Genomic DNA, 11218 nt, shown 5'->3' on the forward strand with positions numbered 1-11218 from the left:
CGGTCGGTGGTGTGTGGGGTGGCCGCGCCGCCGGGCGGGGCCGGGGCCGGCCGGGGAGGTCCCGGCCGGCCGGGCGGATCAGTCCTGCCAGACCTTCCACTCCGCCTTGCCGTCGTCCCAGAGGCCGTTGAGCTCCTTCCAGTCGCGGAAGGTGTCCATGCCCATCCAGAAGCCCTCGTGGCGGTAGATCCCGAGCCGGCCGTCGCGGGCCAGCCGCTGCAGGGGCGAGTGCTCGAGCATCTCGTCGGTGGCGTCGGCGTCGAGGTACTCGTCGACGAAGGGCCGCTCGAAGAGGAAGAAGCCGCCGTTGATGAAGCCGGTCTGGGGCTGCTTCTCGTTGAAGGCGGTGACGTCGTCGCCGTCGATGACGATCTCGCCGTAGCGGCCGCTGGGGTGCACGCCGGTGAGGGTGGCGAGCTTGTCGGAGGCCATGTGCGCCTTGAGCTCGGCGGTGAGGTCGACCGCGCCGACGCCGTCGCCGTAGGTGAGGGCGAAGCGCGGGGCGTCGAGGTACTGCGCCACCCGGGCGATGCGGGCGCCGGTCGCCGTCGTCAGGCCGGTCTCGGCGAAGGTGATCTCCCAGTCCTCCTCGGCCACGTTGGTGTGGAACTCGAGGTCGTGGTCACCGCGCATCTTGAGCGTGAAGTCGTTCATCCGCGCCCGGTGGTCCACGAAGTACTGCTTGATCAGGTCGCCCTTGTAGCCGAGGCAGAGGACGAACCGGCGGTAGCCGTGGGCGCTGTAGGTCTTCATGATGTGCCACAGCACCGGCCGGCCGCCGATGTCGACCAGGCCCTTGGGCAGCTGCTCGGACGCCTCACGGAGGCGCGTGCCCATGCCGCCGCAGAGGATGACGACGGGGATCTCGGACGTGGGGACGTCGACCTTCTCGGTCATGTGGCTACTCCAGGTGAGGCGGGATCGCGAGCGAGGCTAGGGGGAACGGCGCAGGTGCGGAACCCGCTCGGGCCTGGTCGCACCGGGTCGGGTGACCCCCATCGGTGATCGGCGACTGGACGCACGGTGACGGGGTCCGCGCAGGACCGGGCCCGCGCCGTCCGTGGCGGACGGCGCGGGCCGGGAGACGACCGGACGGCTCAGCCGCCGGCGCCGCGGAAGACCGAGCTGAAGGTCCGCAGGATGATCTTCAGGTCGAGCCAGAGCGACCAGTTCTCGATGTAGTAGTTGTCGAAGCGGGCCCGGTCGGCGATGGAGGTGTCGCCGCGCAGGCCGTGCACCTGCGCCCAGCCGGTGAGCCCCGAGGGCACGCGGTGGCGCGCCTCGTAGCTCGGGTAGGCGCTGCGGAACTCCTCGACGAAGTGGGGCCGCTCGGGGCGCGGGCCGACGATGCTCATGTCGCCGCGCAGGATGTTGAACAGCTGGGGCAGCTCGTCGAGCGAGGTCTTGCGCAGGAACCGGCCCACCCGGGTGACCCGCGGGTCGCGGGCGATGTTCCAGGTGGTCGCCGACTCCGTCGCGGTGGCGCGCATCGACCGGAACTTCAGCACCTGGAAGGTCCGGCCGTCGACGCCGACCCGCTCCTGCCGGAACAGGATCCCGGGGCCGCTGTCGAGGCGGACGGCGAGCGCGATGAGGCCGAGCAGCGGCGCGAGGACGGCGACAGCGAACCCGGAGGCGGCGACGTCGACCATCCGCTTCACCCGCCACGCGGGGCTGCGGTAGGTGGAGCGCCGCAGCCGCACGAGCGGCAGGCCCCAGGCGGTGTCCATGTCGTCGTCGACGTGGTGCAGCTCGAAGAGCCGGGGGACGACGAACAGTTCGCAGCGGTACCGGTCGCACGTGCGGATGAGCTTCACCATCTCCGACTCCTTCATCGAGGAGAAGGCGACGACGACGTTGTGCACGCGCCCGTCGCGCAGCTCCTCGGGGAGGTCGGCGGGGGCGCCCAGCACGGGCAGGCCGGCGGGGCCGGCGAGGTAGCGGGGGTCGGCGTCGAGGAAGCCGACCGGGTGCAGGCCGTACTCGGGGTGCTCGCGCAGGATGTCGGCCACCTGGTGACCGACGCGCCCGGCGCCGACGATCAGCGTGCGGTGCACGACCAGCCGGCGGCGGCGCAGCTTGCGGACCACGGCGTAGCCGACCGCCCGGAGGGCGACGACCAGCACGCCGATGGCCAGGGCGCCCCAGAGGAACTGCCAGTCGATGATGTAGTCCTGCCACAGGGCGTTGGACCACAGGACCTGGCCGAGCACCGCGATGCCGGCGGCGACGGTCCACCGGCCGGCGAGGGCGGGCAGGTCGTCGAGCACGGAGAGCGCGAGGCGCGAGCGGTAGAGCCCGGCCTGGGCCAGGGCGAGCAGGAGGACGGCGGCGAAGGCGGCCGTCTTGCGCGCGGGGAAGTCGTCGCCGAGCCCGCGGCCGACCAGCTCGGCGCCGACCAGGCCCACGGCCACGGCCAGCAGGTCGAGGCCCAGCAGCAGCGGCCGGACGCCGAAGCGCGCGGCGGAGTCCAGCGGCGCCGCGCTCTCCCGCGTCCGGACGGCGGGGACCGGCGGCAGGCCGGTCGCCGCGACCACCTCGGGGTCGGACGGCGCCGCGACCGGCGCGTCGGAGCCGGCGGGCGGTCGCCCGAGCGGGAGGTCGAACGGCTGCGTCCCGAACTCACGCGGTGTCGCCGTCATGTTCCCCCTGCTCCCCTCCCGGCGGGGCCACGCGCCCCTGCCGAACCGGTGGTCCGAGCCACCGGTGGGGAACGCTAACGGCTACCGAGTGTCAGCACGGGCAGTCGTCCACGTCCGTGTGAGCGGAGCCGGAACTCCTGTGTCAGCCACCGGTGGTTCGTCACCCTCAGTGCCTGACCCGATCCAGTTACGGACTGGTCACGCGGGGACGACTCGTGCTGCCGACGTGTCCGGACTCCGTCCGTCACCTGTTGTGCAGGTCACTCTCCGTCCGTGTGACGTGGCCCCGTCCGAGGGACCCCGGGACGCCCGCGCCACCCGCTAACCTCCTCGTCACGGACGGTGACCGAACGGCGCGGTCCGCACGACTGGAGGAGCAGGCATGGCACCCGCTGCAGGACCGCGTCCCGAGGCCGCCCCCGCCGGCCCGGCGACGGCGCCCGAGGTCACCGTGGTGGTCCCGGCCCGCGACGAGGTCGCCACGATCGGCGCCTGCCTGGACTCGGTGCTGTCCCAGGAGGGCGTGGACCTCGAGGTCGTCGTCGTCGACAACGGCTCGACCGACGGCACCACCGAGCTGCTGCACGCCCGCGCCGCCGCCGACCCGCGCGTCGTCGTGGTCTCCAACCCGGTGGCGTCGATCCCGGCGAGCCTGAACGCCGCCGTCGCCGCGGCCCGCGGCACGTGGATGGTGCGCGTCGACGCGCACTCGACGATCCCGCAGGGCTACGTGGCGCACGCCGTCGCCCGGCTCTCCGAGGGCGGCTGGGCCGGCGTGGGCGGGCGCAAGGCCGCCGTCGGCCGCTCCCCCGTCGGCCGGGCGATCGCCGCGGTGCTCAACTCGAAGCTCGCCGTCGGCGGCTCGGTCTACCACTGGGGCACCGAGGAGACCGTCGTCGACCACGTGCCCTTCGGCGCCTACCCGCTCGCGCTGGTGCGCGAGCTCGAGGGCTGGGACGAGCGGATCGCCAACAACGAGGACTTCGAGTTCGACCAGCGGGCCCGCGCGCACGGCGAGCTGCTGTTCGACCCGCGGCTGGAGATCGCCTGGAACGTCCGCGAGACGATCGGCGACCTGTGGCGCCAGTACCGGCGCTACGGCCGCGGCAAGCCGGCGGTCGCGCTGCGGCACCCCGAGGGCGTCAGCCCGCGGCACCTCGCCCCGCCCGCCCTGGTCGTCTGGCTGGCGCTGGCCGCCGGCGTGGCCGTGCGCCGCCCGGGCCTGGCCGCGGCCGCCGTCGCGCCGTACGCGCTGGCGGTCGGCGCGGCGTCGGTGGCGATCGCCCGCACCGCGCCCGGGGACGCCGACCGCCGCGCCGTGCCGGCCGCGCTGGTCGCCATGCAGGTCGGCTGGGGCCTGGGCTTCTGGGAGGGCGTCCGCGACCTGGTGGGCGACGCGGTGCGCGACCGCCTGCGCTGAGCGCCTAGGCCCGCGCCCGGACCACCATGCTCGGGTCGAGGTCGGCCGGGCAGGTGGCGCCGGCCACGGCCAGCACGTGCTGCAGGTGCGCGGTCAGCGCCTGCAGCGACGCGGTGACGGCGGGCGCCCCGCCGGCCGCCAGCGCCCAGAGGACGGGGCGGCCGACGAGGACGGCGTCGGCGCCGGCGGCGAGGGCCACGAGCGCGTCGGTGCCGCTGCGGATGCCGCCGTCGACCAGGACCGGCACCTGCCCGCCGACGGCCTCGAGCACCTCGGGCAGGGCGTGCGCGCTGGGGACGGCGCGGTCGAGCTGGCGGCCGCCGTGGTTGGAGACGATCACGCCCGCGGCGCCGGCGTCGACGCAGCGGCGCGCCTCGTCGCCGCGGAGCACGCCCTTGACCAGGACGGGCAGGCCGCCGACGTCGGCGAGCCGGGCGATGCTGTCCGGCGTCATCGACGGGTCCTGCTCGGCCGACTCGCGGCCGACGGCGCCGGGGACCAGGTGCTGGGCGAGGTTGACCAGGTACTGGTCGTCGGGGACGGCGATCCGGGTGCCGCTGACCTTGTCCTTCTTGCCCACGTACGGGGTGTCGACGGTGAGGACGACGGCGCGCGCCCCGGCGGCCGCGGCGCGCTGGACCAGCGCCTCGGTGAGGCCGCGGTCGCGCATCAGGTAGGCCTGGAACCACCAGGGCCCGGTGGCGGCGGCGCCGATCTCCTCGATCGTCCGGGAGGCCCGGGTGGAGATGACGGTGAGGCTCCCGGCGTCGCCGGTGCCGCGGATGGTGGCGCACTCGGCGTCCTCGTGGGCGAGGGCGTGGAAGGCCATCGGCGCGACGACGAACGGCGAGGCGAGCTCGGCGCCGAGCAGTGTGGTCGTGAGGTCGACGCGCGAGACGTCGCGCAGGACGCGCGGCCGCAGCCGGAACTCCCGCCAGCTGGCCTCGGCCTCGGCGAGGGTGACCTCCTCACCGGAGCCGGCCTCGTAGTAGTCCCAGACCTCCGGCCGCAGCCGGGTCCGTGCCTGGTCCCTGTGGTCAGCGAGCAACGCGAGCATGCTGCGTGGGCCGGGCGTCCCGGCCCGCCTCCTCTCCAGCGGCCGGCCGGGGTCAGCCGGCCGGGACGGGGGCGCCGAGCGTACTGACCAGCGGGCCGCCCGGACCGTCCCGCGTGCCGCACCCTGCTCGTGCGGGTGACCACGGCCCGTGACCGCTCCCCGCGCGTCGCGTCAGGACGGCCGCGGCGGCACTTGACGCCGGCCGCCGGAGCGCCGACCGTGCGCTGGGTGACGAGCCGGGTGCCGGTGGGCCCCCTGCCGATCGGCACGGCCCGCCGCGGGCTGCCGACCGGGCGGCGTCGTGCGCCGTGGCCCCTCCGCCTCGTCCTGGCCTGCGCGCTGGCCCTGGCCGCCTGGGTCGTGCTGGCCGCGCTCGCTCCTGACGCCCGCGCCGACGCGCCGACGGCCACCGACGGCGGGTCCCAGGCCCCTGCGCCGGAGGACGGCGACACGGCCGAGCCGGAGCCGGTCGCCGAGCCCGCGCCGGCCCCCGAGCCGGAGCCCGAGCCGGCGACCCCGCCGCCGCCCGCGCCGGTTCCCCCGCCGGTGACGCCGCCGGCCCCCGCGCCGCCCGCCGACGAGCCGGAGGAGGAGCCCGTCCCGCGGCCCACTCCGCCCGCTCCCGCGCCGGTCGTCCCGCCGCGGCCCCCCGTGCCCGTGGACACCCCGCCGGTCGCGACCGATCCGGTGACCGCGCCGGTGATCGAGCCCGTGGTCGAGCCGGTCGTGTCCGAGCCGGTCGTCGACACCCCCGGCCCGGCGCCCGTGGTGACGCCCGACGGCACCGGGACCGAGCCGGCGCCCGCCCAGGAGACGCCCGCGGAGGCGCCGGCCGCCGAGACGCCGGCCGGGGCGGTCCCCGGGGCGCCGGCGGAGCCCGCGGAGGGGTCGCCCGCCGAGCCGGCGGTGGCCGAGGAGGAGTCGGGCACCGAGCCCGCCGCGGCGCCCGCGCCGTCGGCGGAGGCGGCGCAGGACGTCCCCGCCGACACCGCCGGGCCCGGGAGCGCCTCGGTCGTCGGCACGTGCGACGCTGGGACGGCGGCCCGGCCCTCGGCCGTGGCAGGCCGCGGGCCGCCGTCGCCCGTGCCCGCCGCCTCCCGGGCCACCGCCGTCGCGCCCTCCGGGACCGGGCCGGACGCGCCCGTGCCCGCGCTCACAGCGGGGACGGGCGGCAACGCGCCGCCACCTCCCGGGCCGCCCGCGGCTCCCCCGCGCCCGCTGGCACCACCGCCGGCGCCCGTGCCCACCCCGGGCCAGCTCGGCTCCGGGGGCTGCGGCACCACGGCCTCCGGGTCCGACGAGCGCACCCGTGGCGGCGTCGAGGCGACGGCGGCGACCCTCGCCGGCGGCTGGACCGCCGACGACCCGACGGCCTGCCGCACCGGCCTCACCGGTGCCGTCGGCCTCGTGGCGAGCCGGGCCGGCGACCCGGCGACGCGGCCGGACTGAGCGGCCCCGGCCGGCGCACGCCCTCGTGCGCCCGCCCGCCGCCGTCCGTACCCGCCCTGCGGCACCCAGCCGCGTTCCCCGAGGACCAGACCCATGCGTACGACCCCGGGCGTGCCTGCCCGCCCTCCCGACCCACCCGTCCGCGCCTCCCGCCCCGGGAGGTGCTGACCGTGTCCCTGGCCCCCGGCAGCCGGGCCGCCGCGCTGGCGTCCCCCGGCCCGGCCCTGCTGAAGTCCGTCCTGGACCGGCTGATCGCGGCGGTCCTGCTCGTCTGCACGGTCCCGTGGCTGCTGCTCGTCGCGCTCGTCATCTGGAGCACCGACGACGGCCCGCTGCTCGACCGCCGTCCCGTGGCCGGGCGCGAGCGGCGGCCGTTCGCCGTGCTGCGGCTGCGCACGCTGCCGCCGGCGGGGCACGGCAGCAGCCCCGTCCGCGAGCTGGTCCGGCGCACCTGCCTCGACGAGCTGCTGCAGCTGGTCAACGTGCTGCGGGGCGACATGGCGCTGGTCGGCCCGCGGGCCGTGTCCCCGGAGCAGGACGACCGGCCCGACGGCGACGTCCGCCTGCTGCTGCGGCCGGGACTGGTCGGCCTGCGCCACCTGCCCGGCACGTCCACCGGCGACGAGCGCGCCGCGGCCGAGCGCTACGTCCGCGAGTGGTCCCCGCTGCTGGACCTGCGCGCCCTCACCCGCGCGGTGCGCTCGGCCGGGGCGTGACCCGGTGCGCGGTCAGGCGTCGTCGCGGTGCCGGTCGGGACCGGGACCCTCGAGTTCGTACCACCAGGTGAGGGTGTCGGCGTCGACGGTGACCGGGAGGTCGGGGTCCGTGCCGGCGAGGGGGTGCCGCGTCACGGGCGACGCCGGGGGCGAGCGCCGGTCGTCGCGCCGGTCCGCGGCGCGGAAGGCACGGCCGATCGCCAGCGCGAGGAGGGCGGTGACCGGGAACCAGAGCAGCCCGATGACGACGTAGGCGTTCATCGTTCACCTCGAGCCTGCCGGGCCGGTAGCTCGACCGCGGTGACGAGCGTCACCGGCGCGATCGAGGTCTGCATGCTGACCCGCAGTGCGTGGAGCCGACAAGCGCACCCCGCGTTGCGCGCCGCGCGTCGCGGGGCGTCGCCACGCACAGGACCCGTGCCGGTCGCGGAACGCGACGCCACGGCGGGGTTTACGGAGGCCTCTCGCGGGGCAGCGCTCTCTCGGAGCCACAGGGGCTCGGGGGACTGGTCGTTCGACGAGGAGTGACCGTGGTCGTCGCAGTCGTCTGCCTGGCCTGGGTGGCGCTGAGTCTCCCTCTGGGGTTCCTGCTGGGTTCGGCGCTGCGCCGCGCCGACGTGGCCGATCGCGGGGTCCGCGGCGGGGACGCGCTGCCGACGCCGCGCCGCCCGCTCGTCCTGCGCTGACTCAGTCCTGGGTCGCCGGGGCCCGCACGGCGGGTGCCTCGAGCGAGAGCGCGTCGTCGCGACGGCGCAGGGCCGCGGCCGGCAGCACCAGCCTCGGCGCGACGCCGATGAGCACCGCCATCAGCACCGCGACACCACCGAGCGCCTCCCCCGACTCCTCGACGAACGTCGCCATCGGGTAGAGCCCGCTGCCGACCACCCCCGAGACGGCCGACAGGCCGACCGAGGCGGTCGCGTACACGGCGAAGGCCGAGAGGACCCGACGACGGTCACGGCGCTCGGCGCGGCTGACGAACGCCAGCACGGCGAGCACAGCGGCGGCCAGCGCGACGCCGGCCACGGTGGCGACGGCCTCGGAGGTCCGGGACGACAGCGCCTGCACGGCGGTGACGTGCACCGTGCCGCCGGCCTTGACCGTGGCGATGCCCGCGGTGACGGCGCCGACGGCGAGCCACCAGGTGCGCCGGCCGGGGTTGCGGGCGGCACCGGCGACGGCGGCCAGCGCGGCCGCGCCGAAGAGGGCCGCCACGTAGAGCCGCGGGAGGGAGAACGGCGCGTCCATCGACAGGGTCTGCGCGAGCTGGCCGCGGGCGCCGCTCAGCCGCAGGGCGTAGCCGACGGCCTCGAGGGCGACGGCGAGCAGGGCGAGGGCGATCCCGACCGGCGGGAGGGGCAGGCGGCGGCGCGCGGGCGCGGGAGCGGGAGCGCCGCTCAGCGCGGCGGTGGTCAGCGGCGGCTGCACACCCGTGCCGGGCGAGCTGCGGTCGGCGAGGCGGATGCCCTTGCCGAGCACGACCCCGAGCACAACGGCGACCAGCAGCCACGCGGCGAGCCCGCCGACGATCCACGTCCACACGCGTGCGTCATCGGCAGGAACCGGTCCGGACGTGACCCCTCCGTCACCCGTCGGGGTGGGTGGTACCCGCGGGACAGGAGTCGCCTCCTGCCGACGTTCCACTCCGGACGACGCCGCTGTCGGCAACTCTTGCCCGCGCGCTCCGGGCCGGGAGGGCACGCGGGTCCCCTACGAAGGACCCGTGACCGCACTCGTGATCATCGGGCTGGGCTGGCTGGTCCTCGCCACCGCGCTCGCGCTGGTCATCGGCCGGGGCATCCGCCTGGCCGATGTCGCCGCCGCCCGGGTGGGACCCGACCTCCGCCGTGAGGTCGACGCAGTCCTGGCCGGCCTCGAGGACGACCTCCGCGCCGCCGCGGCCACCGGCGGGCCCGCCGCCTGACCCCTCCGGCAGCGTCACCCGGTCGCCTGGCCGGCTGACTCCTCCCCGTACGACCCCGGTCGCGGCGTGTCGGGGCCGCGCCCGGTGGATACGTCCATCCCGACGGCGGAGTGGTGCCGTTCCGCTTCCCGTGGCGCAATGACCCGGCGCGGACGTGTCGCCTCCGATGTCCGCCGCACGGGGTCAACGGGGAGTGAGGCCATGTCCGCCACCGGTGTCGACCGGTCCAGACGCATGTCCGCGGCACCCCCGCCGCGCGCGGGCTGGGAGCTGTTCGCTCCGGGCATCCGCGGCGAGGGGACCGCCGCCCGGCGAGCCTGGCGTGCGCGCTACGTCCGGCGCACCGCGGCGCTCGACGCGCTGGCCGCCGCCGTCGCGGCGGTCACCGGCTACCTGCTGTGGTTCGACGTGTTCGCGGCCGGCGGTCCGCGCCCGCCGGTCTGGTCCGCGCTCGTCCTGCCCCTCCTCTGGGTGCCCGTCATGCTCGTGGCCCGGACCTACGAGGAGCGGTTCCTCTGGATCGGCGTGGAGGAGTACCGCCGGGTCGTCGGCGCGGCCGTGCTCGTGCTCGCCCTGGTCGGGACGGTCTCCTGGGGCCTGCGCCTCGACGTCGCCCGGGGCTTCGTGGTCCTCACCCTGCCGCTGGCCACGGTCCTCACCCTCGTCGCGCGAGCGGCGCACCGGCACCACCTGCGTCGGGCCCGCCAGCGCGGCGACTTCCTCCAGACGACGACCCTGGTCGGGTCGCGGGAGACCGTCGCCGCCCTCGACGAGCAGCTCCAGCGCAGCCCGGAGCAGGGCTACAAGGTGATCGGGTGCTGCCTGCCCACGCGGGAGCAGTCCAGCGGCGCGGACGCCTTCAACGGCCTGCCGGTGCTCGGCGGGGTGGCCGACGTCGTCGACGTCGTCTCCGCCTTCGAGGTGGACACCGTCGCCGTGCTGCCCGGACCGGAGATCCACGGCGCGGTGCTGCGCCGCCTCGGCTGGCAGCTCGAGGACACCGACGCCGAGCTGCTCCTCGCGCCCGCCGTCACCGACGTGGTGGGCCCGCGGGTGCACATCCGGCCGGTCGCCGGCCTGCCGCTGCTGCACGTGGAGCGGCCGGAGCTCACCGGCGTGCGCCGGTGGACCAAGGAGATCTTCGACCGGTCGGTGGCCGCGCTGGGGCTGCTGCTCCTGTCCCCCGTGCTCATCGCGGTCGCCCTGGCGGTGCGCCTGGACAGCCGCGGGCCGGTGCTTCCGGCAGGAGCGCGTCGGCCGGTGCGGCGAGACCTTCACGATGCTGAAGTTCCGCAGCATGGTGCAGGACGCGCCGGCGCTGGTGGCGCAGCTGGCGACGTCCGACGAGGGCAACGGGGTGCTGTTCAAGATGAGGCAGGACCCGCGCGTCACGCGGGTGGGCCGGGTGCTGCGCCGCTACTCGATCGACGAGGTGCCCCAGCTGATCAACGTGCTGCGCGGCGACATGTCCCTCGTCGGCCCGCGTCCGCCCCTCGCCCGCGAGGTCGAGCAGTACGGCGTCGACATGCACCGCCGCTTCCTCGTCAAGCCGGGCCTGACGGGGCTGTGGCAGGTGAGCGGCCGGTCGGACCTGTCGTGGGACGACTCGGTGCGCATCGACGTCCGCTACGTGGAGAACTGGTCGCTGGCCTTCGACTTCATGATCCTCTGCAAGACGGCCGGCGCGGTGCTCCGCGGCTCGGGCGCCTACTGACGGCTCAGCCGGCGCGGCGGCCGAGCGCGCGGTAGGTCCAGCCGGCGGCGGTCCAGGCCTCGCGGTCGAGGGCGTTGCGCCCGTCGAGCACCCGCTTCGCCCTCACCACCGTGCCGAAGGCCACCGGGTCGAGTTCGCGGTACTCGCGCCACTCGGTGAGCACCAGGACGGCGTCGGCCCGTTCGGCGGCCTCCTCCGGCGTCGCCGCGAAGTCCAGGTGCGGCCACTCGCGCCGGCTGTTCTCGATCGCCGCCGGGTCCGTGACGCGGACGATGGCGCCCTGCAGCTGCAGCTGC

Annotated in this window: 12 protein-coding genes and 1 pseudogene; 7 read left to right on the forward strand and 6 right to left on the reverse strand. The window is 76.5% G+C overall.

Features of this window, described 5'->3' with window-relative positions; all coding sequences use genetic code 11:
• Window positions 1–78: 78 nt before the first annotated feature.
• Window positions 79–897, reverse strand: a complete 819-nt coding sequence (locus WA616_RS13355; protein WP_073418020.1) for a sugar phosphate nucleotidyltransferase — start codon at window positions 895–897, stop codon at window positions 79–81.
• A 200-nt stretch (window positions 898–1097) separates the two neighbouring features.
• Window positions 1098–2642, reverse strand: coding sequence for an exopolysaccharide biosynthesis polyprenyl glycosylphosphotransferase (locus WA616_RS13360; RefSeq protein ID WP_336030467.1), 1545 nt, complete (start codon window positions 2640–2642; stop codon window positions 1098–1100).
• A 382-nt stretch (window positions 2643–3024) separates the two neighbouring features.
• Between WA616_RS13360 and WA616_RS13365 the strand changes: the two genes are divergently transcribed.
• Complete coding sequence (locus WA616_RS13365) at window positions 3025–4062, forward strand: glycosyltransferase (protein ID WP_336030469.1); 1038 nt, start codon at window positions 3025–3027, stop codon at window positions 4060–4062.
• Between the two features lie 4 nt (window positions 4063–4066).
• On the opposite strand, the gene WA616_RS13370 is transcribed toward WA616_RS13365, so the two are convergent.
• Entirely contained in the window at window positions 4067–5110 is a 1044-nt protein-coding gene (locus WA616_RS13370; RefSeq protein WP_336030471.1) for an alpha-hydroxy acid oxidase, read from the reverse strand.
• 237 nt (window positions 5111–5347) lie between these two features.
• Between WA616_RS13370 and WA616_RS13375 the strand changes: the two genes are divergently transcribed.
• Window positions 5348–6568: a hypothetical protein gene (locus WA616_RS13375; RefSeq protein WP_336030473.1), complete on the forward strand. Its 1221-nt coding sequence runs from the start codon at window positions 5348–5350 to the stop codon at window positions 6566–6568.
• 170 nt (window positions 6569–6738) lie between these two features.
• Complete coding sequence (locus WA616_RS13380) at window positions 6739–7284, forward strand: sugar transferase (protein WP_336030474.1); 546 nt, start codon at window positions 6739–6741, stop codon at window positions 7282–7284.
• A 12-nt stretch (window positions 7285–7296) separates the two neighbouring features.
• Here WA616_RS13380 and WA616_RS13385 read toward each other — a convergent pair whose 3' ends face one another.
• Window positions 7297–7545, reverse strand: a complete 249-nt coding sequence (locus WA616_RS13385; RefSeq protein ID WP_336030475.1) for a hypothetical protein — start codon at window positions 7543–7545, stop codon at window positions 7297–7299.
• 269 nt (window positions 7546–7814) lie between these two features.
• On the opposite strand from WA616_RS13385, the gene WA616_RS13390 reads away from it, so the two are divergent.
• Window positions 7815–7970, forward strand: a complete 156-nt coding sequence (locus WA616_RS13390; RefSeq protein WP_336030477.1) for a hypothetical protein — start codon at window positions 7815–7817, stop codon at window positions 7968–7970.
• A 1-nt stretch (window position 7971) separates the two neighbouring features.
• Here the strand turns inward: WA616_RS13390 and WA616_RS13395 are convergent, their stop codons facing one another.
• Window positions 7972–8826: a hypothetical protein gene (locus tag WA616_RS13395; protein ID WP_336030479.1), complete on the reverse strand. Its 855-nt coding sequence runs from the start codon at window positions 8824–8826 to the stop codon at window positions 7972–7974.
• Window positions 8827–9007: 181 nt separating this feature from the next.
• On the opposite strand from WA616_RS13395, the gene WA616_RS13400 reads away from it, so the two are divergent.
• From WA616_RS13400 to WA616_RS13410, 3 genes and pseudogenes are all read left to right on the forward strand, one after another.
• Window positions 9008–9208 carry a hypothetical protein gene (locus WA616_RS13400; RefSeq protein ID WP_336030481.1) on the forward strand — a complete coding sequence of 67 codons (201 nt, stop codon included), beginning with the start codon at window positions 9008–9010 and terminating at the stop codon, window positions 9206–9208.
• A 480-nt stretch (window positions 9209–9688) separates the two neighbouring features.
• Window positions 9689–10081, forward strand: a pseudogene (locus WA616_RS13405) (nucleoside-diphosphate sugar epimerase/dehydratase); the annotation flags it as partial.
• A 406-nt stretch (window positions 10082–10487) separates the two neighbouring features.
• Window positions 10488–10922 carry a sugar transferase gene (locus tag WA616_RS13410; RefSeq protein ID WP_336030483.1) on the forward strand — a complete coding sequence of 145 codons (435 nt, stop codon included), beginning with the start codon at window positions 10488–10490 and terminating at the stop codon, window positions 10920–10922.
• Window positions 10923–10926: 4 nt separating this feature from the next.
• Here WA616_RS13410 and WA616_RS13415 read toward each other — a convergent pair.
• The coding region (locus tag WA616_RS13415; protein ID WP_336030485.1) for a UDP-glucose/GDP-mannose dehydrogenase family protein at window positions 10927–11218 on the reverse strand (292 nt) is incomplete at its 5' end.

This window comes from Geodermatophilus sp. FMUSA9-8 (genome assembly GCF_037034165.1).
Taxonomy (GTDB): domain Bacteria; phylum Actinomycetota; class Actinomycetes; order Mycobacteriales; family Geodermatophilaceae; genus Geodermatophilus; species Geodermatophilus nigrescens.

Coding starts and splice junctions, on each gene's coding strand:
- WA616_RS13365 (WP_336030469.1), top strand. CDS start 3,025: ATGGCACCCGCTGCAGGACCGCGTCCCGAGGCCGCCCCCGCCGGCCCG.
- WA616_RS13355 (WP_073418020.1), bottom strand. CDS start 897: ATGACCGAGAAGGTCGACGTCCCCACGTCCGAGATCCCCGTCGTCATC.
- WA616_RS13385 (WP_336030475.1), bottom strand. CDS start 7,545: ATGAACGCCTACGTCGTCATCGGGCTGCTCTGGTTCCCGGTCACCGCC.
- WA616_RS13410 (WP_336030483.1), top strand. CDS start 10,488: ATGCTGAAGTTCCGCAGCATGGTGCAGGACGCGCCGGCGCTGGTGGCG.
- WA616_RS13360 (WP_336030467.1), bottom strand. CDS start 2,642: ATGACGGCGACACCGCGTGAGTTCGGGACGCAGCCGTTCGACCTCCCG.